Annotated in this window: 25 protein-coding genes and 1 pseudogene; 10 read left to right on the top strand and 16 right to left on the bottom strand. The window is 52.6% G+C overall.

Going from position 1 to position 24,731, the window contains the following annotated elements:
- Positions 1-36: 36 nt before the first annotated feature.
- The gene (locus tag AC6I8W_RS26025) at positions 37-1,086 is read left to right on the top strand and encodes an alpha/beta hydrolase (RefSeq protein WP_497839154.1); all 1,050 of its coding nucleotides are present in this window, start codon (positions 37-39) and stop codon (positions 1,084-1,086) included.
- Positions 1,087-1,273: 187 nt separating this feature from the next.
- On the opposite strand, the gene AC6I8W_RS26020 is transcribed toward AC6I8W_RS26025, so the two are convergent.
- From AC6I8W_RS26020 to AC6I8W_RS25985, 8 genes are all read right to left on the bottom strand, one after another.
- Complete coding sequence (locus AC6I8W_RS26020; RefSeq protein ID WP_497839153.1) at positions 1,274-2,476, bottom strand: multidrug effflux MFS transporter; 1,203 nt, start codon at positions 2,474-2,476, stop codon at positions 1,274-1,276.
- 212 nt (positions 2,477-2,688) lie between these two features.
- Entirely contained in the window at positions 2,689-3,765 is a 1,077-nt protein-coding gene (gene fic / locus AC6I8W_RS26015; RefSeq protein ID WP_497839152.1) for a protein adenylyltransferase Fic, read from the bottom strand.
- Between the two features lie 222 nt (positions 3,766-3,987).
- A complete protein-coding gene (locus AC6I8W_RS26010) occupies positions 3,988-5,016 on the bottom strand; it encodes a tyrosine-type recombinase/integrase (RefSeq protein ID WP_497839151.1) in 1,029 nt (342 codons plus the stop codon).
- 390 nt (positions 5,017-5,406) lie between these two features.
- Entirely contained in the window at positions 5,407-6,411 is a 1,005-nt protein-coding gene (locus AC6I8W_RS26005) for an ABC transporter permease (protein ID WP_497839150.1), read from the bottom strand.
- Entirely contained in the window at positions 6,408-7,412 is a 1,005-nt protein-coding gene (locus tag AC6I8W_RS26000; RefSeq protein ID WP_497839386.1) for an ABC transporter permease, read from the bottom strand. Before AC6I8W_RS26000 ends, AC6I8W_RS26005 begins: the two co-directional genes overlap by 4 nt.
- Positions 7,412-8,923 carry a sugar ABC transporter ATP-binding protein gene (locus tag AC6I8W_RS25995; protein WP_497839149.1) on the bottom strand — a complete coding sequence of 504 codons (1,512 nt, stop codon included), beginning with the start codon at positions 8,921-8,923 and terminating at the stop codon, positions 7,412-7,414. Before AC6I8W_RS25995 ends, AC6I8W_RS26000 begins: the two co-directional genes overlap by 1 nt.
- 53 nt (positions 8,924-8,976) lie before the next feature.
- Positions 8,977-9,963, bottom strand: coding sequence for a rhamnose ABC transporter substrate-binding protein (rhaS, locus tag AC6I8W_RS25990; RefSeq protein ID WP_497839148.1), 987 nt, complete (start codon positions 9,961-9,963; stop codon positions 8,977-8,979).
- Between the two features lie 321 nt (positions 9,964-10,284).
- On the bottom strand, positions 10,285-10,890 hold the full coding sequence (locus tag AC6I8W_RS25985) for a TetR/AcrR family transcriptional regulator (RefSeq protein ID WP_497839147.1): 606 nt from the start codon (positions 10,888-10,890) through the stop codon (positions 10,285-10,287).
- A gap of 192 nt (positions 10,891-11,082) precedes the next feature.
- Between AC6I8W_RS25985 and AC6I8W_RS25980 the strand changes: the two genes are divergently transcribed.
- The 7 genes and pseudogenes from AC6I8W_RS25980 to AC6I8W_RS25950 all read left to right on the top strand — a co-directional run.
- Positions 11,083-12,294: an MFS transporter gene (locus AC6I8W_RS25980; protein WP_497839146.1), complete on the top strand. Its 1,212-nt coding sequence runs from the start codon at positions 11,083-11,085 to the stop codon at positions 12,292-12,294.
- Between the two features lie 43 nt (positions 12,295-12,337).
- The gene (locus AC6I8W_RS25975) at positions 12,338-13,288 is read left to right on the top strand and encodes an alpha/beta fold hydrolase (protein ID WP_497839145.1); all 951 of its coding nucleotides are present in this window, start codon (positions 12,338-12,340) and stop codon (positions 13,286-13,288) included.
- 13 nt (positions 13,289-13,301) lie between these two features.
- Positions 13,302-13,607: an EthD family reductase gene (locus AC6I8W_RS25970; protein ID WP_497839144.1), complete on the top strand. Its 306-nt coding sequence runs from the start codon at positions 13,302-13,304 to the stop codon at positions 13,605-13,607.
- Positions 13,608-13,658: 51 nt separating this feature from the next.
- A complete protein-coding gene (locus tag AC6I8W_RS25965) occupies positions 13,659-14,519 on the top strand; it encodes an NAD(P)-dependent oxidoreductase (RefSeq protein ID WP_497839143.1) in 861 nt (286 codons plus the stop codon).
- A gap of 127 nt (positions 14,520-14,646) precedes the next feature.
- Positions 14,647-14,910, top strand: a complete 264-nt coding sequence (locus AC6I8W_RS25960; protein ID WP_497839142.1) for a type II toxin-antitoxin system ParD family antitoxin — start codon at positions 14,647-14,649, stop codon at positions 14,908-14,910.
- Positions 14,907-15,257: a type II toxin-antitoxin system RelE/ParE family toxin gene (locus tag AC6I8W_RS25955; protein WP_497839141.1), complete on the top strand. Its 351-nt coding sequence runs from the start codon at positions 14,907-14,909 to the stop codon at positions 15,255-15,257. The genes AC6I8W_RS25960 and AC6I8W_RS25955 overlap by 4 nt, the downstream gene beginning before the upstream one ends.
- Positions 15,244-15,351 (top strand): annotated as a pseudogene (locus AC6I8W_RS25950) (helix-turn-helix domain-containing protein); the annotation flags it as partial. The gene AC6I8W_RS25955 and the pseudogene AC6I8W_RS25950, both read left to right, overlap by 14 nt.
- 55 nt (positions 15,352-15,406) lie before the next feature.
- Here the strand turns inward: AC6I8W_RS25950 and AC6I8W_RS25945 are convergent.
- Positions 15,407-15,619 carry a helix-turn-helix domain-containing protein gene (locus AC6I8W_RS25945; protein ID WP_497839140.1) on the bottom strand — a complete coding sequence of 71 codons (213 nt, stop codon included), beginning with the start codon at positions 15,617-15,619 and terminating at the stop codon, positions 15,407-15,409.
- A gap of 138 nt (positions 15,620-15,757) precedes the next feature.
- Here AC6I8W_RS25945 and AC6I8W_RS25940 point away from each other — a divergent pair, with 138 nt between their 5' ends.
- Positions 15,758-16,255, top strand: coding sequence for an Lrp/AsnC family transcriptional regulator (locus AC6I8W_RS25940; RefSeq protein WP_497839139.1), 498 nt, complete (start codon positions 15,758-15,760; stop codon positions 16,253-16,255).
- An 8-nt stretch (positions 16,256-16,263) separates the two neighbouring features.
- On the opposite strand, the gene AC6I8W_RS25935 is transcribed toward AC6I8W_RS25940, so the two are convergent.
- Positions 16,264-17,175: a DMT family transporter gene (locus AC6I8W_RS25935; RefSeq protein ID WP_497839138.1), complete on the bottom strand. Its 912-nt coding sequence runs from the start codon at positions 17,173-17,175 to the stop codon at positions 16,264-16,266.
- Positions 17,176-17,561: 386 nt separating this feature from the next.
- Between AC6I8W_RS25935 and AC6I8W_RS25930 the strand changes: the two genes are divergently transcribed.
- The gene (locus AC6I8W_RS25930) at positions 17,562-18,578 is read left to right on the top strand and encodes a 1-aminocyclopropane-1-carboxylate deaminase (protein WP_497839137.1); all 1,017 of its coding nucleotides are present in this window, start codon (positions 17,562-17,564) and stop codon (positions 18,576-18,578) included.
- Positions 18,579-18,668: 90 nt separating this feature from the next.
- On the opposite strand, the gene AC6I8W_RS25925 is transcribed toward AC6I8W_RS25930, so the two are convergent.
- The 6 genes from AC6I8W_RS25925 to AC6I8W_RS25900 are packed head-to-tail and all read right to left on the bottom strand — an operon-like array spanning position 18,669 to position 24,723.
- Positions 18,669-19,601: a LysR family transcriptional regulator gene (locus AC6I8W_RS25925; protein ID WP_497839136.1), complete on the bottom strand. Its 933-nt coding sequence runs from the start codon at positions 19,599-19,601 to the stop codon at positions 18,669-18,671.
- 15 nt (positions 19,602-19,616) lie between these two features.
- Positions 19,617-21,011, bottom strand: a complete 1,395-nt coding sequence (locus AC6I8W_RS25920; protein ID WP_497839385.1) for a M20 family metallopeptidase — start codon at positions 21,009-21,011, stop codon at positions 19,617-19,619.
- A gap of 5 nt (positions 21,012-21,016) precedes the next feature.
- Positions 21,017-21,868, bottom strand: a complete 852-nt coding sequence (locus tag AC6I8W_RS25915; protein ID WP_497839135.1) for an ATP-binding cassette domain-containing protein — start codon at positions 21,866-21,868, stop codon at positions 21,017-21,019.
- A complete protein-coding gene (locus tag AC6I8W_RS25910; protein WP_497839134.1) occupies positions 21,865-22,860 on the bottom strand; it encodes an ABC transporter ATP-binding protein in 996 nt (331 codons plus the stop codon). Before AC6I8W_RS25910 ends, AC6I8W_RS25915 begins: the two co-directional genes overlap by 4 nt.
- A 12-nt stretch (positions 22,861-22,872) precedes the next feature.
- Positions 22,873-23,796: an ABC transporter permease gene (locus tag AC6I8W_RS25905; RefSeq protein ID WP_497839133.1), complete on the bottom strand. Its 924-nt coding sequence runs from the start codon at positions 23,794-23,796 to the stop codon at positions 22,873-22,875.
- Positions 23,797-23,805: 9 nt separating this feature from the next.
- Positions 23,806-24,723, bottom strand: a complete 918-nt coding sequence (locus AC6I8W_RS25900; RefSeq protein WP_497839132.1) for an ABC transporter permease — start codon at positions 24,721-24,723, stop codon at positions 23,806-23,808.
- Positions 24,724-24,731: the final 8 nt, after the last annotated feature.

Here is a 24,731-nt window from a genome sequence, read left to right as displayed (position 1 = left end):
TATTTGCTTTCACGAGCCTGACAAACGGGAGATACCATGAAATTCACGCTGTTAAATGCAATGCTGCTTACCGCCATGGCCGGCATCGCCTCCGTACAGGCGGCTGATTACAAAAAGAATCCGTTCACCCTCGTGTATGACGGTGCCATCACCGCGAATGTCCAGGGGCAGGTCAATATCCATCCGGTCAAATACGATCTTCACGGCATTCAGATTGCCGCGAATGTCTACACACCAGCCAATTACGATCCCGCGAAAAAATATCCGGCGATTGTGGTTGCCCATCCGAACGGCGGCGTTAAAGAGCAGGTTGCCGGGTTGTATGCGCAACGTCTGGCCGAGCACGGCTACATCACCATCACCGCCGATGCGTCTTATCAAGGCGCCAGTGGCGGTATGCCTCGTAGCGTGGATAAACCGGCTAACCGCATCGAGGATATTCATGGCATGGCTGACTACATCAGCCAGTACCCTGGGGTTGATACCGCCCGCATTGGCTTGCTGGGCATCTGTGGTGGTGGCGGTTATTCATTAAAAGCCGCTCAAACTGATAAGCGTTTTAAAGCGCTGGCGACGCTGAGTATGTTTGACTCTGGTCGTGTGCGTCGCAATGGTTATCAGGACTCGCAGATCTCCACCATTCAGGCGCGTCTGCAACAGGCCAGCGATGCGCGCGCGAAAGAAGCCGCAGCCGGTGAAGTCAGTTATTCCGGCGATGCTAACCTGACAGATGACCAGATCGCGAAACTGCCGTTCGATCTCTACCGTCAGGGCTACGAGTACTACTGGAAAACCCATGCTCACCCGAACTCAACATTCCGCTATACCACCAGCAGCCTGCTCGATTTGATGCGTTTTGATGCGCAAAGCAATATGGACCTGATCAATCAGCCACTGTTAATGATGGCCGGTACTAAAGCGGACTCGCGTTATATGACCGAAAGTGCCTTCAAAATGGCCACGGGTACCAGGAATAAAGAACTGTTCCTGATCGAGGGTGCCACCCATATAGAAACCTATTGGGTGCCACGCTACGTTGACCAGGCGATGAGCAAGTTAGATACCTTCTTCGATAAGAATATTTAAAACCTGAAGCCTTTATGTCCTCGTAGCGGCGCGATTTATCGCGCGGGTTGTAAATAGCGCGATAAATCGCGCCGCTACGGATTAACAGGCAGATTAACCTGGCAGGTTCAAAAGATAATTGCGCCTGCCGAATAGACTCTATGAATTAAATTCATAAATTAAATTTAACGGGGCGCAGTAATAAACGTTATTTTTTCACCTGAATCGTCAGTACTATCAAGGCGCTGGCTAGCGTAAACACAGCAATGATCCAGCCCATAGTCCAGGGTGTGCCATCGCTAAACAGCGCCAGTAATAGTGAAGAGACAATGCCACTGCCGTACTGAAGCGACCCCATCAACGCCGATGCCGAGCCTGCAACATTGGGAACCGCATCGAGCGCGCATGCCGTAGACGTTGCGGCGATGATGCCATTCATGGAGAAGAAGACAAACACGCTCCCCACAATCATGCCCATCCCGCCAATACCCAATCCAGTTGCGACGGCAAGCACTATGGCGGCAAGAGTTGCCACGGATACGGCAATTTTCAGTAAGGCTTCCAGTGGAAAGCGGTGAACCAGGCGTCGGTTCACCATGCTCACCGCCATCAATCCAACGATATTAACGGCAAACAGCCACCCGTAATGCTGTGGGTCCACACCAAACCAGGTGATGTAAACAAACGGGGATCCGGTGATAAAGGCATAAGCGGCAATGTAGTAGAACGTCAGGCAAAGCGTAAAACGCATGTACTTGCCATTCGTCAGTAAGGCGTAGTAGTTGCCAAAGGCACTGGATACGGACGCTGCTGAACGCTTATCTTCAGCTAACGTTTCTGGTAGCCAGAATAACGAAAACAACATCAACGTGCCGATCAGTGCCAGCAGCCAGAAAATGGCATGCCACGACGTGACCTTAATCATTTGTCCGCCCAGTAGCGGCCCGGCAATCGGTGCTATTGCCATGATGATCATCAGGGTCGAGAGCATTTGCGCAGCACGCGTGCGACTAAACAGATCGCGAATCATCGCACGCGCCAGCATGGGACCGGTACAGGCACCTAACGCCTGAAAGACGCGCCAGAAGACGATCTGCACAATATCGGTTGATAACGCACAGCCCACAGAACCTATCACGAATAACACCATACCGATGAATAGCGGCAGGCGGCGTCCGTAGCGATCGCTAATCGGTCCCCAAATCAACTGTGCAATGCTAAAGCCAATTAAAAATCCTGTGATGGTGAGTTCCGCATCGCCCTGCAAATCCTTTGCCATCAGGGGCATGGCGGGAAGATAGATATCCGTTGATAAGGAGGTAACAGCCATCAATGCGCTGAGAATAAGAACAAATGTCAGGCTGCTTTTGTTAACCATCGCTGACTGCGTTCGTGCCTGTAAATTAAGCATGGTGACCCGTCTGAAGACAAAGAGAGAGGTGCATGTTAACGGGTTTAAGCGGTGAGATAATGTCAGGTAACGGGATAGGGATTATGAATTTTATTCATTAATTTGTTGCATTACCGGCACTGACGTACCGGTATTGAGGAGACCTCAAAAAATATATGGAAGATAACCTTCAAGTTAACGAGGTAATGAAGACGTTCGCTGTTAATTGCAGTTTACTGGTTTAACTCGGTCAATAACCGGGTGTTGAGATATAACCTCTCTCGCCCCAAACTTATCTCCTCCAGCACGCCTATCTCAACCAGTTGTTTAAGGTAGATTGAAGCCGTCTGGCGTTTTGCTATGCCTCGTTCAACCAAATTTTCAATGCGGCAATAGGGCTGTGCAAAGAGTACCTGCATGAGTTCGTGCGTATATATTTTTGGCAATTTTTCGCGCACATATTCAGTTACTTCTGCCATAAGCTCACGAACCATCGCTATTTTTTTCGTTGTCCAGCTGGCTGTTTTCTCTACCGCTTCCAGCATGAAGAGAATCCAGGATTCCCAGTCGCCATCAGCGGTCACACCACGTAATAAGGTGTAGTAATCGTCACGTCTTTCCAGGATAAATCGAGAAAGGTAGAGAATGGGTAATGACAGCAATTCTGTTTGAATCAGATACAGAATATTCACGATACGCCCAGTTCGCCCGTTCCCGTCGGGGAAAGGGTGAATACATTCGAATTGGTAGTGTGAAATAGCCATTTTTATTAACGGATCGATGTCATCTTCAGCATGTATGAAGCGTTCCCAGTTCGCCAGTAAATCACGAATTGCCGTTTCACCGACCGGGGGCGTGTACACTACATCGTTGTTTTGATCCCGCAATACAGTTCCGGGTGTTTTACGGATATCCGTCTGAACAGACCGCAGCTTGGTGCAAATGGCTATCGCTGTGTTTGTACAAAGAGGGTGCGTTTCCAGCTGGAGAAAGCCATCGTACAAAGCAGTACGATAACGTAATGCTTCTTTTGTGGCCGGATCAGCGTTCTCTGCACGATCCGCATACTGAAAAAGCTGATCGCTTGTTGTCACGATGTTTTCAATGCGGGAAGAGTCCTTTGCTTCCATCATTGGCAGGATATTTATCAGCAGTCCCTGATCAGGAATCAGTTCTCCTGCGGTTTTCAGTTCGGCGATCGCCGCACGTGCGTTGATGCATGCCTTAAGAACACGGCGTGTCTCAATGTTTTCGAGGTCTGGAGGCAGGACCGGAAGGTTGTTGTAGGGTATTTCGGGATTCCAGCGCATATGATTATAAAAACCGTTTTTATCGACATATAGCCATAATATGTCGATGCCATAAACATGTCACGCTATCATGTTTAAAAAAAGCGTTTTTATCGACATATAGGCTTAACGTGTCGATAGCATAAACATGTTGGGGCGATATGTTTAAAATAATGGGTTTATTAAACATATCCTCAAGCGTATTTACCTACAACACATGATGGGACAAAGTGCTGTCATGGCTCATTCGTCTTCTTCCATCAGCCCGATCATCGCCCCTTTATGTGCTTCAACCATACGTATGTAGCGCATGACTGTTTCTGTCCGGGTCCAGGTGCCTTCCTGCATAATCTGCGCTACTGAAAACCCCTTTCTTGCCATATCCTGAGCTGCACCGACGCGGGCACTGTGGCCGCTCCATCCGGCATACCTTCCTTTATTGGTTCTGCTGAGGGCCGCCACACCCGCCGCTTCCCTGGCGCGAAGAAATATTTCCTCGAGGCAGGGTGTACTCATCGGTGAAAAAATTGGTTTCGTCATCCGGTTAGAACGATGGACAGGACAAAAAATAATAGCATCCGGTTGACCGGTCAGTCCGGCCGCGACGATCCAATCGGTCAGCCGCTGGCTGGACTGTGTACTCAACGCCTTCACGATGCCACCAGACTGAACGATGGTTTTTGTCCAGGCTACGTCCAGAATAATTCGGCCGTCAGTCGCGCGGGAAATATCGCGTACCCGCAGGCGTGATAACTCACTGAGACGAAGCAGCGTACTGTAGGCCACATGCATAAAGGCAAGATCGCGCAACTGCTGCAACCGAGGTGAACCCTGCCAGGCTGCATCGAGTTTTTTCAGATCCTGTCGGCAGAAGGGGACGGCCTGCCCGGTACGCTCACCCGCGATCACCGCAGCGCGATTTATTTTCTTCACCACACGGAAAACGTCGGGAGAAACGTTAGGCGGCACCAGCCCGGCGTTACGGTGTAACATTGATATAAGTGCAGCATGCGTTGAGATGGTGGAAGACGCCCGCCCGATAGACTGCAAATGCAACAGATAATCCCGGAGGTCTTCCGCTGTCATGGGTAGAAAAGAGCGGTGGTTTTCTTCGGCCCATCTCCAGCAGATCCGCATGACGCTGAGCAGCTGCCGCCAAGTGTTGGAAGAGAAAGCCTCACGATCACGGACGAAGGAAGCCAGCTTTGCTGAAATATCGTCGGGGGCGCTGAACTGCGCGAGCAGCGGATTGGCCACGATCATCTCGGTCATTTTTGCTTAATTTTCGTCCGTTAAGAAGGAGATCGCGCTACGTAAAATCTGTCAAAAGAGCAGGGGAGTTATGCGTCAGATTTCACGTACCAGCGCCTGTTTTTTATGCTTTTTTTCTGTTCTCCAGGTCTCATGCGAGTTTTTACCCGAGGATCTGAGGCGGATCCTCATGATACAGGCTTTCAATGGCGCTGTCCTGACCTAATATAAATACAATTATATTAGGTTAGCTGTTTAAGATAGGGCTTTGATTATCAAGAAATCATCCTGGCACCCATCGGCTACTGGCTTTGGTCAACAGGCCACTACCAGTTTCCAATGTTTTTGCCATTTACAGTCATTAAATCCCCGCCCGTAAGGGCGAGGGTTTTGCAACGTCGCCAGCTATGGCTAAATCGATCGTCGATTGATCACCTTTCTGGCAATAATGGGGAGCGAAATCACCACAATCAGCATCACGCCAATGATAATTGACATCACGATGCCCGGAACATTCAGCAGACTCAGACCAAATGTCACAAGTCCCATCAGGAAGGCGGCGATAATCACCCCGCCCATGCTACCGGAACCACCGAGAATATTGACACCGCCGAGCACCGCCATAGTGACGGCAGCCAGCTCCCACCCCATTGCCAGCGTTGGTCGTGTACTGCCAAGCCGAGACGTCAGTAATACCGCCGCCAACCCCGCCATCAATCCCACCAGCGCGAAGAGTATGAGATTGTGACGCTTCACATTGATCCCGGAAAACCAGGCACCTGTGGGGTTATTGCCAATCGCGTAAGTACGGCGACCAAAATTGGTCTTGTGCAACAGAAAGGTAAAGGCAATGGCAAGGAGGATAAACAGCGCAAACTCGAAAGAAAGCGCCCCCCACACATATCCCTGGCCGAACCAGGCGAAGCTGGCAGGGTAACTGTTAAGTGCCTTGTCACCCAGCAGGATATAGGCAATCCCGCGATACAGGCTCATCGTGCCGATGGTAATGACGATCGATGACAAATTAAAACGCGTCACCAGAATGCCGTTGAACAAGCCACACAGCAGACCCACACCAAGACCAACGATGACCAGCAGCGGTGTATCCATACCCGCCGCAGCGCAGAAACCCATCGCCGTTGAACTGAGTGCCATCGTTGAAGCCACCGAAAGATCAATTTCCCTGGCGATAATCAGCATCGCCATCGGCAATACGATGATCGCCTTTTCCGTAAAGTTAAATGTCGCGTCCGACAGGTTCCAGATATTGAGGAAATAGGGCGAAGCCAGGGCGTTGACCGCGAATACCGCGAGAGTGACCGCCAGCAAGAATCCCTCCCAACACAGCAGGCGGCGCAGCGGAGACGACGTAATCGGTGTGCTTTTCATCTCTTCGGACATCATCATTTTGCTCATGATTTCACCGTCAGTTTTTGTCGTGCTAACGCAACGTTGCGTAGGATTAACCGTCCCTGGTTTTTATTGCCACGTTCGTTAAGTAAGACTGCAATCACGATAACCGCGCCAGAGATCGCCATTTGCCAGAATGGCGAGATGCCAATCACCGGCAACGCATTATTGATTACGCCAAGGAACAATGCGCCACACACACAACCCGCCACGCGACCAATGCCCCCCATGGTGCTAATACCACCGATCACACAGGCAGCAACGATTTGTAGTTCAAAGCCATTCGCCGCATCAACGTAGGCAACGGCAAAGCGTGAGACCCACAAATAGCCGCAGAAGCCCGCCAGCGCCCCGGAAAGGCAGAAGCTGATAAACTGCATTTTTCCGGCGTTAATCCCTGTGTAATACGCCGCCGTGGCGTTGCCCCCAGCGGCGTAAAGCGCCCGGCCGGTACGGCTGTAACGTAAAAAATAACCCAACAGCACGAGTGCGGCGATGGCGATCCAACTCAGTATCGGGAGTCCTGACAGCACAGTGCGCGGCAAACCGAGGAAATCGGCACTCATCTGGTATGAGTTGATCCAACCACCGTTAGAAAGCAGGAAAATGATACCGCGATAAATGCTCATGGTGCCAAGTGTGACCACAATAGCCGGAATGCCCAACCGCCAGACCATCAGGCCGTTAATCACCCCCATCAGCAGGCCAAGCAGGGTCGCCAGCAGCAGCAACGCCCATACCGGAATGCCTGGATAGTGAGCGTTAAGCATGGCAACGATCATGCCCGTTAACGCAAGGTTAGCGGCCATCGACAGATCGATACCTTTCGTCAAGAGCACCAGCATCTGACCGAGAGCGAGAATGATCAGAATCGAGGTGTCATTAAAGATCTCCACCAGATTGCCCGGCGCAATAAATGCCGGTATCCGACTACCAATAGCGGCGATCATCAGGATGATGACCGCCGCCAGCAATGCTTCACGATGTTTCATCCAATGTCGCCACATCACGCTACCTCCTGATTCAAGCCACTGGCGGCGCTGACGATGGTTTCCGCTGTGGCTTCTCCGGCGCGATACTCTGCTGCTACCAATCCTTCATGCATCACGATTATCCGGTCAGCCATTCCCATCACCTCAGGCAACTCTGAAGAGACCATAATGACCGCCAACCCCTGGCTGACCAGCTCGGACATAAACTGGTGTACCGCCGCTTTTGAGCCGATATCAATGCCTTTCGTTGGTTCATCAAGAATTATCACCTCCGGGTGGGTCGCCAGCCATTTGCCGATCACCACCTTTTGTTGATTGCCGCCTGAGAGCGTCTCCACCGTTTGCCGCCAGCTGGACGCTTTAACCTGCAAACGCGATGCGTACTGGTCCGCCAGCCGCCATTCACGCTCAGCGTCCAGTACGCCATTGGGATTCAACTTATGTAATTGCGGCAAACTGATGTTCTGCGCAATCGACAGGGCTGTGATCGCCCCCTGTTTCTGTCGTTCCTCCGGCACGCAGACAATTCCGGCATTAATCGCGTCGGCAGGCTGTCGAAAGTGCCTTCTTTGCCCCTTAAGTACGATCTCACCTGCCGAGGGATGGGTTACCCCTGAGAGCGCCTGCATCAGCTCAGTGCGTCCGGCACCGACCAGACCATAAAAGCCAAGGATTTCCCCCTTGCGCAGGGTAAAGCTGATATGTGCGAATTCCGTTGGATGACAGAGGTTTTTTACCTCCAGCACCGTTTCACCTGGCATGCAGGTGATTTTCGGATAGGTTTGCGTAATAGTACGGCCGACCATCATCGAGACCATCTGTTCTTCGGTGATGTCTTGAATAGCGCCGGAGCTGACGTATACACCGTCACGCAGGATGGTGTAATAATCTGCGAGTGCGAAGATTTCGTCGAACTTATGCGAGATAAACAGGATAGCCTTCCCGTCTTGCTTCAGACGCTCAACGATTTGATAAAACTCGGAAATCTCGTGTCGGGAAAGTGCCGCGGTGGGTTCATCGAGGATCACCACCTGCGCATCAAAAGAGAGAGCACGGGCGATTGCAACCATATGACGTTGGGCGATACTCAGTGTTTTCAGTGTTGCACGCGGATCTATTTGCACTTCAAGCCGGTCAAGGATTTCACGGGCTTTATGGTCCATCGCGCGCCAGTCGAGTTTCTTAAACAGGCCCTTATACAGATACTGGCCGACAAAAATATTCTCCGTAACCGAGAGTTCGTCAAACAGCACGGTTTCCTGATGGATTGCCGTAATCCCCACCTTATGGGCGGCTTCCGGGGTCGCGAGCTGAATGGGGATTGCTTTATAAAGAATTTCGCCCTCTTCGGGTTGATAAATACCGGTCATCACTTTGACCAGCGTTGATTTACCGGCACCATTTTCACCGATTAAAGCGGTGACTTTGCCAGGCCAGAGGTCGAGCTGAACGTTCTCAAGCGCGCGCACACCAGGAAAGATCTTGGTGATACCCTTTAGTGAGAGCAACGGAGTGGATGAGTTCATGATAAATATCCAAAAATGCCCCTGAACCGAAATAAACCGGCAGGGGCAGGTGATTAGAAAATCTTTGAGAACTTATCGATGTTGCTGGCATCGTAGATAAACGGCTTGGCCATCGCCCCGCTACCGTCTGCATCCAGCTTGAGTTTGCCCAGTTTCCCCATATCGGCTTCGGTTTTCGTCGCCGTCCCTTTGACTAAATCATTGGCCAGATAAGTGGCGGCATAACCAAGATCAATGGGGTTCCAGATGGCGAAACTTTTACTGGCTCCAGATTTTATTGCCCCAGCCATTTCCGACGGCAACCCAAGGCCGGTTACATATACCTTACCAATGTCCCCCTGATCTTTGACCGCCTGCGCAGCCGCGACAATACCCACTGATGAAGGAGAGATGATAACCTTAAGATCCGGGTTCGATTTCAGCAGACCCACAGCTTCCCGATAGCTCTTATCAGAAAGATCGTCGCCATAAGCAACAGTCACCAGGTTGATTGAGGGGTAGTGTGGCATCACTTTTTTCATCTCATCAATCCAGATATTCTGATTTGTCGAGGTCGGCGTGGCACTCAAAATAGCGACATTACCTTTTTCAACATTCAGGGCTTTTAGCGCATCGGCTGCCAGTTTGACATTGGTCTCACCAATCAATGCGTTATTAGACGGATTCAGATGGATTTGGCGGCCAGCCGGGGCGACGCCAGAATCCCAGGACACCACTTTAATGCCGCGTTGCATCGCTTTTTTCAGCACTGGCACTAAAGCGTCAGGATCGTTGGCGGAAATGGCTATTGCATCCACCCCCTGGGCGATGAGGCCATTGACAACCTCTATCTGGGCTTCGGCGGTGGTCGTAGTCGGGCCGGTATAAATAACTTTGACATCACCTAACTCTTTGGCCGCTTCCTGTGCGCCAACGTTAGCCGCTTCGAAGAAACCATTTCCTAATGATTTTGCGACGAGTGCGATTTTAACTTCAGCTAAAGCAGAACCGGACAGCGCCAGGGCGGCAATGGTGAGACTCAAGCTTAGTTTTATTTTCATTGTTTTTACTCCACATAATTGAGTGAGTTCCCACCGTCTTTCACCTTGCAGAAGCTTTGGCTTTCTGTAACGGGAAATTCGTAGGGGATGGTGTTCAGGTGGCAGAGTTCACCCCTTCTTTATGAGCGGGGCGCGATGTCATTATTGATAACAGTCTGAATCGGCGGCGATGTCACGCTGTATGCAGTCTAAAAAAGTCATCATTCGCCCACCTTGTCACTACTGACAGAGGGGATTGCCGCCTGGCAAGAAAGCAAAGGTGATAATGAGAAAGGTCACGGTTTCACTGTTAACACCGCATAAGGTGGGAAGATGAACGTCTTAATTGCCATCCCAAATTTGCATCATCTGCGTGATAGCGCTGTTCAGCTCATCAATACTGACGCCATCCCGTGCCTGAATTGAAATACCAAACAGAAAGGTACTGAACATCGTTGCCAGCGCATCAACATTCGCGTGTTGAGAAAGCTGTCCGCTCGCAACACCACGCGCAATCGTCGCGGCCATCCCTGCCCGGGTGCGGTCACGTGAGCGTGTTAACGGCGCAGCGACCGCAGCATTCTCAGCAGAAGGGGCGCTCATTACACCCAGTCCCACCATACAACCCGTTGGGTGCCCCGGCTCACACTGCATCTTCGCTGAGCGGCGCAGTGTGGTTTCTAACGCCTCGCGCGGGGACAGGTTGGTATCCCATAAGAATTCCGTCACCTGACCATAGCTGGAGATATAACGCTGGACGCACTCGCGGAACAACGCTTCTTTTGAGCCAAAAGCTGCATAGAAGCTGGGTGCCGAAATGCCGTTATTGATCCCTGACTTCAGTTGGGCAAGTGACGTTGATTCATAGCCATACTGCCAGAAAAGAAACATGGCATCTTCGATTGCCTTATCCCTGTCAAATGTTCTTGGTCGGCCCATGGTCGCCATATCTCTCTCCTGTCACACGCGAAACAATGAATAACATACTAATCGATACATATATCGTTGACAAAGAAATTTCTGCCCACTAATGTAACGATCGATACACAAAAGAAAACCCTGTATTTACAATCGCTGTCGCAGGGGAGAATGCTCACACATAAATATGTACCGATTGGTATAAAAAGGCGCTAAAGGATTATGGAGAAACAGATCACCTTTACAAACTCGGATGAAAACGTGTCAACACAGAAGCTGCCGGTTTCCGCGCTGTTGGCACTGGCGATGACCGGTTTCATCTGCATCATCACGGAAACCTTACCAGCCGGGTTGCTGCCCCAAATCGCGTCAGGTCTGGGTATTTCAGCTTCCCTGGCGGGGCAGACGGTAACCGCTTATGCACTTGGTTCGTTGCTGGCTGCAATACCACTAACCATCGCCACGCAAAGCTGGCGACGCAGAAACGTTCTGTTGCTCGCTATCGCAGGTTTTTTCATTTTCAACTCGGTTACTGCGCTGTCCTCAAACTACTGGCTCACTCTCACGGCGCGATTCTTTGCTGGCGTAGCGGCGGGGCTGTCGTGGAGTTTGCTGGCCGGGTATGCGCGCCGTATGGTTGCCATCCACCAGCAGGGTAAAGCGATGGCGATTGCCATGGTCGGAACCCCGGTCGCACTTTCACTGGGCCTGCCACTAGGGACATGGCTGGGCGGGATAACCGGCTGGAGAAGTGCCTTTGCCGGAATCTCTGCCCTGACCCTTATCCTGGTGATATGGGTGCTGACCAGCGTACCTGATTATCCGGGACAGTCACGCCACGAACGCCAGCCTCTGCTGCGGGTGTTGACTACTAAAGGTGTACGCCCGGTCCTCAGCGTGGTTATCGCCTGGATGCTGGCTCACAACATTCTTTATACCTACATCGCGCCTTTCCTTGATTTGGCCGGTCTCGCTTCACAGACAGATATCATTCTGCTCACATTTGGACTCGCTGCTTTGCTGGCGATAGCAGTGACAGGACGCCTGGTGGATCGCCATCTGCGTACCTGCGTGCTGAGTAGTCTTGCCATCTTCGCCCTGGTCTCTGCGGCCTTCATGGCCTTTTCGCAGATTCCGGCGGTGATCTATGCCGGTGTGGCGATATGGGGCTTCACCTTCGGTGGGGCAGCAACGCTGCTACAAACCGCGCTGGCCGATACGGCGGGCGAGGGTGCAGATATCGCACTTTCGATGAATGTGGTGGCCTGGAATGGCGCGATTGCCCTCGGCGGTGTTGCAGGCGGAATTCTGCTGAAAAACTGGGGCGCACAGGCATTTCCACCCGCACTTATCCTGTTGCTGATCATCGCATTCCTTATCACATGGCGGGCGGATAAACAGGGCTTCAAAGCAGGTGTCCGGCCAGGGCATTAAACACCAACCATTCATCATTTCATTTCTTTAGACAGGAAAAACGATGCTAAACAGGATCATTTCGTCTCTGGCTCTGCTGCTTACGCTGTGCGCCGGAATCCCGGCAGTTGCTGCGGATGAATTCCCCATGCCTGCGGGCTTCAGCAGTCAATATCAGGTGGTTGATGGCGTGCGTCTTCACTATGTGAAAGGAGGGCAGGGACCACTGGTTTATCTGGTGCATGGTTTTGGGCAGACCTGGTATGAATGGCACCAGTTAATGCCTGAGTTAGTCAAAAACCACACGGTTGTCGCTCCGGATCTGCCCGGACTGGGTCAGTCAGACGTTCCTCGTTCTTATCGGGCCACCGATGTTGCACCCTTGCTGTACAAGCTGGCGCTGCAATTCAGCGCGGGTAAGCCATTTGATCTGGTCTCGCACGATATCGGCAACTGGAATACTTATCCGCTGGTTGTTAAAAACCAGCGCGATCTGCGCCGGGTCGTCTTTATGGAAGCGCCGATCCCGGATGAGAGCATCTACACCTTTCCGGCATTTACCCCACAAGGTGAATCGCTGGTCTGGCATTTCAGCTTTTTCGCTGCGAAGAATAATCTTGCTGAAACCCTGATTGCCGGGAAAGAGCCGGTGTTTTTCGCTCACTTCATTAAAGAACACGCCACTAATCAGTCGGTATTTACCCCTCAACTTCTTGATTTATATGCGCGTTCATACGCCAAGCCACACAGCCTGCATGCGGCATTTGAATATTACCGCGTGCTGAATCAGGACGTTGAGGACAACAAAATACTGTCCCGCACCCCCATAACCGTGCCGGTGCTTGCCATTGGTGGCGGTGGTCACGGCGGGATGGGCGAGTTCCAGATCAAACAAGTTCGCCACTTCGCAAACCACGTAACCGGGCTGGTCATGCCAGGCTGTGGGCACTGGTTGCCTGAAGAGTGCCCCGCAGCGTTGAACGCGGCCGTGATCAAATTCCTCAGCGTGCCTTAATCAGGAGATAACCATGAAATCAGTAACCCTATACGTGACATATCAGGGGAGTCCGGAGTCCCGTTTTGACCGTGAGTACTACAACAGCAAACACCTGGCTCTGGTGACGGCGTCATTTGCCCGCTATGGCCTGCTCAGCGTCGCAGCTTTTTATCCGGCGCTACAACAACCTGGAACCATCGCTATTTGCGAATGCATTTTCCGTGATGAATCCGCTATCGAGGCTTCTTTTTCTTCTCCGGAAGCCACGGCGGTTATGGCAGACGTCGGACAGTTTACCGATATCGCACCGGTAAGGGTACGCGCCAGCCTCATCTAATCGATCCCCGGATGCAGCGCGTCGACGCTGCATCAATCAGGAGACAACATCATGAACATTGGCATCATTGGACTTGGCGCGATGGGCAGTGCCATCGCAGGTAATTTAGTGACCGCCGGACACCGTGTATCGGCCTGGAGCCGATCGGGGCGCGAGATAGCGGGTGTCACTTCCGTCAATACGCCTGAACAGGCGTTATCAGGAGATGTCGCGATAACGCTACTTTCTGACGATGCAGCAATCCAGCAGGTCATCATTGATGGCAAGCTCCTTTCCAGGGCAAACCCAAAGCTGATACATGTCATTTCGTCCACCATTTCCGTGGGGTTCTCGCATCAGTTGACCACCCTCCACGAGGAAGCGGGTATCGCTTATGTCGCGGCTCCGGTACTAGGTCGGCCTGATGTGGCAGCCCGTGGAGAGCTGAACGTACTTGCTGCGGGGCTGCCAGAAGCGCTGAGCAGAGTGAAGCCCGTACTGGAAGCCATCAGCAAACGCGTGTGGCAGATGGGAGATAAACCCAGTGCCGCTCATGCGGCGAAGATAGCCTGCAACATGATGATCACCATGGCGATTGAAGCCATGGCGGAAGCCGTGGTGCTAACGGAAGCTAATGGGTTGGATCGTACACAATTCTTTGACCTCATTCTCAATACGCTGTTTGGTGGTCGTAGTTACCAGGTCTATTCAGGAAAAATCATTGAAGAGGATTATGAACCTGGGTTCAAAGCCAGTCTGGGCCTCAAAGACCTAAAGATTGCCAGAGAAGCCGCCGCAGCGTTGAGGGCCGACTTGCCGATGCTGACAGCCGTGTACGAGCAAATGGCTCGAGCTGTTGATGCGGATGGAGGTAATAAGGACTGGTCGGTAATCGCGGATTATACAATTCGATCAGTGAACAAACTGGACTAAGCCTGCCACCACAACGATTGCCAGTCCTATGGTAGCTGGGCACGATATAGCGGTATTTGGCCGGTGAAAAAAAAGACGTTATACTAATAGTTATTAACTAATAGTAATCTCAGTTGGAGACACGATCATGCCAACCAGTGTCGCGCTCAGTCCCTACTTCGAAGCATTCATCCGTGAGCAGATAGAAAGTGGACGCTATAACAATACCAGTGAAGTCATCCGTGCCGGACTTCGGGCGTTGGAAGAACGTGAGCAACATACAAAACTTGAATCCCTGCAAAAGGCGATCACTGCCGGAATCAACAGCGGAGAAAACAAAACAGCTGAAGAGGTATTCGGGCGGCTTTCGAACAAATATCGGCAGATGGCAGAAGGTAAGCTGATGAAATGAAATTAGCGATATCGCCCCTGGCAGAACAGGATATCGAAGCCATCGGTGACTATATCGCACAGGATAATCCGGTGCGTGCAGCCAGCTTCACGGAAGAACTTTACCAACAGTGCCTGTTGATTGCCGAATCTCCCGTTATCTACCGGCAAAGGCCGGAGATTGGGCCAGGCGTCAGAATCTGTGCTTACGGTCGGTATATCATCGTATTCAGAATCCTTGATATGGACATCCGAATAGAACGAATGCTGCATGGATCACGCGATATCAACAGCCTGTTTGTCGAAGCAGATACTAAGAACGCATCACATCAGGAATCACCGGAAGTACAAGACAATGGCAACGTATAAAAAATTGCTCGAAAAACGCTCCCCGGAAAGCCAGGAGCGCATCGCTGCACGTACTGCAGAAATTAGACAGGAAATCGCCTTGGAGAAAACCAGAAGTGCCGCAAACTCAGCTTGCGAAAGCGCTCGGCAAGAGTCCGTAGGCTCCGGTTTTAAGACAGATTCAGAAAGTCCTTCAACGTGAGCCGGAATCCAGTGGAGATTTTTTCGATGGTAGCCAGCGTCGGGCTGGATTCTCCCCGCTCGATCTGACCCAACATCGATTTACTGACTCCGGTCATTCTCTCTGTTTCACTCAAACTCCAGCCCTGCGCTTTGCGCAATTGTCGTAAGCGTTCAGAGATATAGATATCAATCGAAGCCATTTGTACCTTCATCAATACTGGAGTTGATTTTTTTATATTCCAATGAAAGGATGCAAACAAGTCATTCTTGTAGCCGTTAAAAATATAAGCTCAGGCTATGATAAAAATAAGATATTCATATTATACAAGGCGGAGTTCATGGAGCAGAAAAAAAATCCAGACGTCACAAGTGGTGATAAAACACTCGATCGCTTTGACATGGCAATACTCCGAATTTTACAGCGCGACAGTTCAATCGCGAATGTCACTCTGGCTGAAAAAATCAACCTCAGTCCTCCCGCTTGTCTACGTCGTGTCGAACGTCTGAAAAAACTAGGATATATTAAAAACACTGTTGCCTTGCTCAACCCGGAAACATTGAATGCAGGCCTGGTAGTGATAATAGGCATTGTTCTCGATCGCTCTACTCCAGAATCATTTAAAGATTTCGAAGGTGAAGCGGGTAAAATACGCGGCTGCATGGAATGCCATATGGTCAGTGGGGAGTTCGATTATATTATGTTAATCCGCACGGCAGATAACCAGAGCTTTAATAAACTCCACGCTGAGCAATTATTATTTCTCCCCGGTGTACGCCAGATCCGTTCTTTTATGGGTTTGCGCGAGGTGTTCTCCACTACGCAAATCCCCTTATAAAACGGCCATCACGCTTTTTTTCGCGTCAGTAACGCAATACCCAGGGCAATCAGCAACGCGCCCGCCACCAGCGGCAACGTCAGTTCTTCATGCAAAGCCGGCACTGACACCAGCAGGCCGGTAATCGGCACCAGTAACATCATGGATGAAAGGGTGACGCCGGATAACCATGCACTGGCGGCATTGACCGCACAAAAGCAGAAAGCCGTGGCTATCGGCCCGACAAACAAGGTGATAGCTAACAGCTCGCGGGTATTATCGCCGCTCCAGCTGCCCTCAAACACCCACGCCAGCGGCAGTAGCACGAGGGTTGCGAGCAACATTTGCCACGGGGCCAGTTCAAAGGCATTAAGCCGGGATCTGGTGTGGCGTAGATGCAGAATGCAGATTGCCCAGCAAAGTGAGGCCAGCAACAGCAGCCCGTTAGCGATAATTTGCCAGTGATCGTGCCAGTCAATGGACAGGGGATTAAATAAGACCACGATACCAATAATGCCAATTAACGCGCCAGATAACTGGAAAGCTGATAATTTTTCTTTAAAGAGAATCACCGAAGCTGGCACCACCCATAAAGGCGTAGTATAAGCCAGCACCGCGGATTTCCCGGCTGGCAGGTAATTCATCGCAATACAACCCAGCGCAGTAAAGGCCATCATCTGTAGTAAGCCCACGCTGAATATTACCGGAATTTCTCGACGACCAGGAATACGTATCCTTCCTGTCGATAATTGCAATAAGAAAAGCACTGCGGCACTGGTAGAAAAACGCAACGTAGAAAACCACAATGGCGTGATATGAGAAAGCCCCGCTTTCATTACCGGCCAGTTACAACCCCATAAGACAATCGCAACGACTAATAAAATAATGCCTTTTAACATCCCTTGCCTTGCATGGTTCGCATATTGGTAATTTTCAGTCATGTGATCATTCTTTATTAACATGGGGAGGGGTGGGCAAAGAAATAGCATTATTAGTCGTAGCAGTTCAATAGAGGGCGTTCGCGTAGAGAGACGTACTGTGCCAGGCTGGCAGTAATCGCACAAAAATCATAACCAATTGATAATTAACAAAATAATCACAACCCACCTAAAGCCAGACAAGGTGGTTGTTAATTTTATTTCGTCATGAGAGTGAAAAATGTAATTTTTAATCACAAAATCACCCTGTGATCTATTTTTATTATAAAAATGACACATAAAACGAAATATGAAAAATTATCCTGATGGGATATCGTTATTTCGCAAACCAATATCAACAGCGCAGCATAATTTAAGGCGTGCGACTTCATTTATCCCGGAGAGAAGCTATGAATCTTGAAAAATTCCCCCGTTATCCTCTGACGTTTGGTCCATCGCCGATTACCCCGTTGAAACGTCTGAGTGCGGAGTTAGGTGGCAAAGTGGAACTTTATGCCAAACGTGAAGACTGTAACAGCGGCCTGGCTTTTGGTGGCAACAAAACCCGTAAGCTGGAATATCTGATCCCGGAAGCACTGGCGCAAGGATGTGACACCCTGGTCTCCATTGGCGGCGTGCAGTCCAACCAGACGCGTCAGGTTGCCGCGGTGGCTGCTCATCTCGGGATGAAGTGTGTTCTGGTGCAGGAGAACTGGGTGAACTATTCCGATGCCGTCTATGACCGCGTCGGCAATATCGAGCTTTCACGCATTATGGGTGCCGATGTACGCCTTGATGCTGCCGGTTTTGATATCGGTATCCGCGAAAGCTGGAAGCAGGCAATGGAAGAAGCGGCTGAAAATGGCGGCAAACCATTCCCAATCCCGGCGGGATGTTCAGAGCATCCCTACGGCGGCCTGGGCTTTGTCGGCTTTGCCGAAGAAGTGCGTCAGCAAGAGAAAGAGCTGGGCTTTAAATTTGATTACATCGTGGTGTGCTCGGTCACCGGCAGCACCCAGGCGGGTATGGTGGTGGGATTTGCCGCTGACGGTCGCTCACGCAATGTGATTGGCATTGATGCTTCAGCCAAACCCGAACAGACCAAAGCGCAAATCCTGCGCATTGCGCAAAACACGGCGAATCTGGTGGAACTGGGACGTGAAATCACCGAAGAAGACGTGGTGCTGGATACCCGTTACGGCGGCCCGGAATACGGCTTACCGAGCGAAGGCACGCTGGAAGCGATTCGCCTGTGCGCCCGCACCGAAGGGGTGCTTACCGACCCGGTTTACGAAGGGAAATCCATGCAGGGCATGATTGATATGGTGCGTAATGGCGAATTCCCGGAAGGCTCGAAAGTCCTGTATGCCCACCTGGGCGGCGCGCCAGCCCTGAGCGCCTACAGCTATATCTTCCGTAACGGCTAATCTCTCGGTATTCATTCGTAGCGGCGCGATTTATCGCGCTGTTTTTTTGTTTTAAAACCGCGCGATAAATCGCGCCGCTACCGACCTGACTCAACGAAACTGCAAATCAAACTCTTTCCGACACTGCTGATCCCGCTGCTGAATTTCCTCCCGCAGAAAAACAAAAAAGGCATCCAGCATCGCACTGCGCGGTTTCCCCATCTCACTTTGCAATTGCAGGCTGCGCTGGCTTAACTGGTCGCGGTTAATGGTCTTGATGATCAGGCCATCCTGCCGCGCACGCGTCATAATCGAATAATGGCTGCTGACGCTGATGGCACCCGGCGTCTGGCAGACAAATTCGTACAGCGTGGAGAAGTGGTTACAGGTGAAGACAGGATCGATAAACACATTATTCATGCGGCAGGAAAGGTCAAACAGCTGGCGAATGGTCGCTGACTGATCTGGCAACACCACGGGCCAGGCGTTCAGATCCGCCAACTGAATATCCCGCTGCGCTAACGGATGATCGTCCTTCATAAATATCAGCACCGGCGAGGGGAATGACGCCAGCACTTCAACACCGGACTCAGGAGACAGGATAAAGCGGATAGCCAGATCGCACTCACCGTTTCGCACCAGTTCCGGCACCTGCCTGCCGGTGCCGACGGTAAGAATAAAACTGACGCGGGGATGGAGCAGACGAAACTTCGCCATCAGGTTTGGCAGCAGGTTAAACGCCAGCCCATCGGTACACACCACCCGAATAGTGGTTTGGTCAGCGGCTTTGATACCTTTTAGCTCCGCGAGGGCCAACTCCATATCCGCCATGCTGCGGCGGACATGGTTTGCCAGAATATGCCCGGCGTCACTGAGCTGCATCCCGCGTGGGCTGCGTTCAAACAGCGTCACCCCCAGCCGGGTTTCCAGCCGCTGAATATGCCGACTGATAGCTGAGATGGCGACAAACAGTTGCTGGCTGGCGGCGCTGATCGAGCCGGTGGTTGCGACCGCCATAAAGTAACGAATCTCAGTGTTGTGCACAGGACCTCCCTGATGTCAGCCTTGCCGTTCGAGTAGTACCTCCCGGCCCTGCTCAGCAAGATCCCAATACAGGCCGGTCATGATTTGCAGCGCTTCACAGGCCACATCGGCGAGCAGATGCTCATCGGGAGCGTGCTGGGAACATGCCGGATACGAGTGCGGTAGCCACAGCGTAGGCACGTCAAAAGTATCAAGAAAACACGCATTGGGTAAGCCACCGCCGAAGTTTGGCAGCACTGCGGCGTCCTTCCCGGTTGAGCGCCGAATGGAGGCGACACTCCAGCCGACCCACGGGTCTTCAGGATCAATACGCGTCGCTTTAAAACAGTTCACCGGTGCCACCACATCCACATCGTGAAAACCATGCCGGTCAAGATGTTGGCGAATATGACTGGCAAAGTTGTCGACATCACTACCCGGCACATAACGCATATGGCAATGCGCCAGCGCGGTGGGCGGGATAGCATGTGCCGGTTTATCGGGGTTGCCGCTAATAATCGCCAGCGTCTCCAGAGTATTCCAGCCATAGAGTTTCTCTGCCGCGTTTAAGCCGGGTTCTCCCCACTGCGGGGCGATTTGCGGATCGTCGGGGGCATTACCCAATTCAAGATCGGTCAGATGATGACGGATGCTCTCCGATAACGGTGGCGGCAACAACTCAGGCAGTAAGATGCGGCCATTGGCGTCCACCAGGCTACCAATCGCATGGGCCAGCCGGATACCGGGGTTGCTGAGCAAGCCGCCCCAGTTGCCGGAGTGATGTGCGCCATCCCGCAATGTCACCTGCAACGAGAAATTGAATACGCCGCGCGAACCGAGGAACAAGGTAGGACGTGACGCTGTCACGCGAGGACCATCCGAGGCGATAAACAGGTCGGCGGCCAGCCAGTCGCGATACTGCTGGCAAACCGTCTCCAGTCCCGGCGAACCGATCTCTTCACCCATCTCCAGAATCATTTTGACGTTATAGCCCAGCCGTCCGTTACGCGCTTTGAGTACCAACGCCAGCGCCGCCAGGTTAATGCTGTGCTGGCCTTTGTTATCGGCAGTCCCGCGTCCGTACCAGCGATTACCCTCAACCCTCAGCTCCCACGGATTAAGGCCGCTGCGCCAGTTAGCTTCATCCCCTGGCACCACATCACCGTGACCATACGTCAGCAGGGTAAAGGCGGCATCGTCTTCCAGGCGGCGCGCCAGCAGAAAAGGACTTTTTCCCGCCTCGGGATTGGCAACCACCTGACAACTGAATCCCAGCGCGGTCAGATACGGGATCATCTCTTCTTTGAGGTAAGCCATCTGCTGTGGATGCTGGCTCTCCGTCCGCCAGGTTACCCGGCGCGCCAGGGTCTCACGTAAGGCACCGCTGTGAAAATGGTCCAGCGCTGCCTGTAAGGTCGCTTCACGTGTGATAGTCATTATCCGTCGATTCCTTCAATTTCTGGAATGCCGAGACCCGGTTCCGGGGTCATCACTGATGCCAGCAACGCCCTGGTATAAGGATGTTGCGGCTGGTTAAAGATCTGTTCCCGCGTTCCCTGTTCAACGATCTGGCCTTTGCGCATCACCGCAACATGATCTACCAGATGCTCCACGACCGACAGGTTGTGGCTGATAAACAGGTAAGTCAGGGAAAATTCCTGTTTCAGCGCCAGCAACAGATTGAGGATCTGCGCCTGTACCGAGACGTCCAGCGCCGAAGTGGGTTCGTCACAGATAAGAATTTCCGGGCGCAAAATCAACGCGCGGGCAATGGCGACGCGCTGACGCTGACCACCAGAAAGCTGCCCCGGATATTGGCTATGGGTACGTGACGGCATCCCCACCAGATCCAGCATTTCCCGCACCTGTTTTTTGCGCTCAGTTGGCGTGCCAATGTTATGCAGTCGCAAGGCCACTTCGACGACATCCGAGACGGTGCGCCGAGGGTTAAGAGAAGAGTAGGGATCCTGAAAAATGGGTTGAATACGTGCGCTCAATTTACGCCGATCGGCGGCATCCACTTCGCGTCCCTCAATCAGCACATTGCCGGTGGTGGGTGGCAGCAAACCCAGTAACATTTTCGCCAGGGTACTTTTGCCGCAGCCCGATTCACCCACCAGTCCCAGCGTCTCCCCACGCCGAATGCGCAATGAAACATTGTTTACCGCCCGGATCTCAGCAGGGGACTTAAACAGGCCACGATTGAGACGGAAAGTTCGAGTCAGCGCGCAGAGTTCCAGCGCGATATCCTCATTGCCAGCAATATGCGGTGGTGTCAGGTTGCTCATAGCGCCTCCCGGATGGTTAAAGGACGAATGCAGCGCACCTGATGCTGTGCATTGAGCGGCTGATAAGGCGGATTCTCGTTACACGCCTCCTGACACTGGTTACAACGGTTGCGAAACGCACAACCCTGCTGCGGACCGGTCAGATTAGGGACGACACCCGGAATGGTAGGCAGAGGCTGCCCCGGTTGAGTGCGACCCGCCACCGGAATACACTCCAGCAGACCACGGGTATAGGGATGTTGCGGCTGACGAAACAGTTCATTGACTGGCGCGGTTTCCACCACCTGCCCGGCGTACATCACCGCCACGCGATCGGCGATTCGCGCCACTACGCCGAGGTCGTGGGTAATGAAGATCACCGCCAGACCCATTTCCTGTTGCAGCTCGCGCAGCAGCCGCAGGATCTGCGCCTGAATGGTGACATCCAGCGCGGTAGTCGGTTCATCGGCAATGATCAGTTCAGGTTCACACATCAGCGACATTGCGATCATAATGCGTTGCCGCAGGCCACCAGAAAGTTGATGCGGATACTGTTTCAGTCGATCCGCCGCCTGTGGGATGCCAACGCGTTCCATCAGATAAACCGCGCGTTCCCGCGCCTGCGCCCGTGAAACCTTACGATGGGCCAGCAGGGTTTCGCATAACTGTTCGCCAAGCGTCCAGGAAGGATTCAACGATGTCATCGGTTCCTGGAATATCATCGACATGCTGTTGCCGCGCATCGCGGCGCGTTCGCGTCGGTTGAGTGCCAGCAGGTCGTGCCCCTTAAAACGCAGGCTGTCAGCCTCGCGGCGGGCATTGCGCGGCAGCAAATCCATCATCGCCAGCGAGGTCATGGATTTGCCACAGCCGGATTCTCCCACCAGGCATAGCATTTCGCCGCGATTGACATTGAAATCGATGCCGCGTACGGCGTGCAGCGTGCCACGCGGCGTCTGTAGATCCACCCGCAGATTTTTCACTTCCAGCAGAGGTGCGTCAGTCTGGTTCATGTCATTTCCCTCTTAGTTGCGACCGTCGAGTGCCGTGATATCGCGCAGACCATCACCCACCAGGTTGATACTCAATACCAACAACGCCAGTGCTACACCGGGGATCACAATCACCCAGGGCTGAAAGAACATATAGGCCTTGCCTTCTGCGACCATCAGTCCCCAGGAGGGCATCGGGGGTTGCACGCCAAGTCCCAGAAACGACAGGGTGGCTTCCAGCAAAATGGCGTGCGCAATTTCGAGCGTTACCACCACGGTCAGCGGCCCGAGCAGATTCGGCAAAATTTCGCGCAGCATGATAAACAGCGAGGACGCACCCAGCGTTCTCGCTGCCGCGATAAATTCGGCCTCACGCAATTGGCGGGTGACGGAGCGGGAGACAATCAGAAAGCGATCCCACAACAGCAGGCCAAGTAACATAATCACCACCTTTACCGAACCCCCAATCAGCGAGGCCAGCGCCAGCGCCACCAGGATCACCGGCATCGCCAGTCGGACGGTGAGCAGGTAGCTGACCACCGCATCAACCCGTCCACCAAAGTAACCGGCAAGCACACCGAGCGTGACGCCGATCAGCGCGGAAATCAGCACCGAAACCAGACCGATCACCAGGGATACTCGAGCGCCATACAACAGGCGGCTAAGATAATCGCGCCCAAGTTTGTCGGTGCCCAGCAGATGCGTCCATTCACCTTTCTCAAACCACACCGGCGGCACCAGGCGTCGACTGACTTCCTGCGCAAAGGGATCGTGTGGGCTGATTAACGGGGCCAGCAATGCCAGCAAAACAATGGTCCCAAGAATCACCACGCCGAGCGTCATGCTGTGATGGCCGAAGACGCGGCGACACAGGCGCTGCCAGGCCGTGGGTTCCGGCAGCAGGCCGGTTTCCGGGCTAATGACGTTTTTCATGGTTCCTGCCATAGTCGTTTTCATTAAGGTTCCTTATTTGCTACGCAAACGGGGATCGAGCACGGCATTGAGCACATCGGCGAGGAACGTTAACCCGATGTAGAAGATAGCGATGATCAGCACGATGGCCTGCACCACCGGGAAATCGTTACGGGAGATGGAGTCCCATGCCAGTTGGCCCAGTCCCTGCAAGGAGAACACCGATTCAATCACCACCGAGCCGCCAAGCATGAAACCGAGTTCCACCGTTGCCAGCGCCACCACCGGGATGATGGCGTTACGCAGACCATGCTTCACCACCACCTTAAAGGCACTTAATCCTTTGGCATGGGCGGTGCGGATATAATCCGCACCCAGCACATCCAGCATGCCGGAACGCGTCAGACGCATCAGCGACGGCATGGCGTAGTATCCCAACGCTACTGCGGGCAACACAAAATGTTGCCAGCTGCCGTTACCGGCCACCGGCAGCCACTTCAGCCCCACCGCGAAAATCAGGATTAACACCAGAGCAAACCAGAAGTTGGGGATCGCCTGACCCAGCACCGAGATAAACATCGCGCAGCGGTCGACCCAACTGTCGCGAAACACCGCCGCCACCACACCAAGAGGAATTGCCACCACCAGCGCCAACAGCAGCGCTACACCACCCAACTGAAGTGTGATGGGCATGCGCTGACCGACCAGCTCCATTACGGTGTTCTCAAAATAGAACGAGCGGCCAAAATCAAGGTGCAACGCCGACCAGAACCAGTGCGAAAACTGCACCAGCAACGGCTGGTCCAGTCCATTCTGCACCCGGATTTGTGCCACGGTTTCCGCGCTGGCATCGGGTCCGGCAATGGCGATCGCCAGGTCACCCGAGAGATGCAGCAGGGCAAAGCTAACTACTGCCACGGTAAACAGCACCGCCAGCGCCACCAGCAACCGGTTAATGATAAAGCGCACCATAACTCGGC

The organism is Pantoea sp. X-Soil-TKNS-1211 (assembly GCF_059730495.1).
Note: the sequence above shows the minus strand (reverse complement) of the source record. Positions and strands in the feature narration are given on the sequence as shown.

Coding starts and splice junctions, on each gene's coding strand:
- AC6I8W_RS26025 (WP_497839154.1), top strand. CDS start 37: ATGAAATTCACGCTGTTAAATGCAATGCTGCTTACCGCCATGGCCGGC.
- AC6I8W_RS26020 (WP_497839153.1), bottom strand. CDS start 2,476: ATGCTTAATTTACAGGCACGAACGCAGTCAGCGATGGTTAACAAAAGC.
- fic (WP_497839152.1), bottom strand. CDS start 3,765: ATGCGCTGGAATCCCGAAATACCCTACAACAACCTTCCGGTCCTGCCT.
- AC6I8W_RS26010 (WP_497839151.1), bottom strand. CDS start 5,016: ATGACCGAGATGATCGTGGCCAATCCGCTGCTCGCGCAGTTCAGCGCC.
- AC6I8W_RS26005 (WP_497839150.1), bottom strand. CDS start 6,411: ATGAGCAAAATGATGATGTCCGAAGAGATGAAAAGCACACCGATTACG.
- AC6I8W_RS26000 (WP_497839386.1), bottom strand. CDS start 7,412: ATGTGGCGACATTGGATGAAACATCGTGAAGCATTGCTGGCGGCGGTC.
- AC6I8W_RS25995 (WP_497839149.1), bottom strand. CDS start 8,923: ATGAACTCATCCACTCCGTTGCTCTCACTAAAGGGTATCACCAAGATC.
- rhaS (WP_497839148.1), bottom strand. CDS start 9,963: ATGAAAATAAAACTAAGCTTGAGTCTCACCATTGCCGCCCTGGCGCTG.
- AC6I8W_RS25985 (WP_497839147.1), bottom strand. CDS start 10,890: ATGGCGACCATGGGCCGACCAAGAACATTTGACAGGGATAAGGCAATC.
- AC6I8W_RS25980 (WP_497839146.1), top strand. CDS start 11,083: ATGGAGAAACAGATCACCTTTACAAACTCGGATGAAAACGTGTCAACA.
- AC6I8W_RS25975 (WP_497839145.1), top strand. CDS start 12,338: ATGCTAAACAGGATCATTTCGTCTCTGGCTCTGCTGCTTACGCTGTGC.
- AC6I8W_RS25970 (WP_497839144.1), top strand. CDS start 13,302: ATGAAATCAGTAACCCTATACGTGACATATCAGGGGAGTCCGGAGTCC.
- AC6I8W_RS25965 (WP_497839143.1), top strand. CDS start 13,659: ATGAACATTGGCATCATTGGACTTGGCGCGATGGGCAGTGCCATCGCA.
- AC6I8W_RS25960 (WP_497839142.1), top strand. CDS start 14,647: ATGCCAACCAGTGTCGCGCTCAGTCCCTACTTCGAAGCATTCATCCGT.
- AC6I8W_RS25955 (WP_497839141.1), top strand. CDS start 14,907: ATGAAATTAGCGATATCGCCCCTGGCAGAACAGGATATCGAAGCCATC.
- AC6I8W_RS25945 (WP_497839140.1), bottom strand. CDS start 15,619: ATGGCTTCGATTGATATCTATATCTCTGAACGCTTACGACAATTGCGC.
- AC6I8W_RS25940 (WP_497839139.1), top strand. CDS start 15,758: ATGGAGCAGAAAAAAAATCCAGACGTCACAAGTGGTGATAAAACACTC.
- AC6I8W_RS25935 (WP_497839138.1), bottom strand. CDS start 17,175: ATGACTGAAAATTACCAATATGCGAACCATGCAAGGCAAGGGATGTTA.
- AC6I8W_RS25930 (WP_497839137.1), top strand. CDS start 17,562: ATGAATCTTGAAAAATTCCCCCGTTATCCTCTGACGTTTGGTCCATCG.
- AC6I8W_RS25915 (WP_497839135.1), bottom strand. CDS start 21,868: ATGAGCAACCTGACACCACCGCATATTGCTGGCAATGAGGATATCGCG.
- AC6I8W_RS25910 (WP_497839134.1), bottom strand. CDS start 22,860: ATGAACCAGACTGACGCACCTCTGCTGGAAGTGAAAAATCTGCGGGTG.
- AC6I8W_RS25905 (WP_497839133.1), bottom strand. CDS start 23,796: ATGAAAACGACTATGGCAGGAACCATGAAAAACGTCATTAGCCCGGAA.
- AC6I8W_RS25900 (WP_497839132.1), bottom strand. CDS start 24,723: ATGGTGCGCTTTATCATTAACCGGTTGCTGGTGGCGCTGGCGGTGCTG.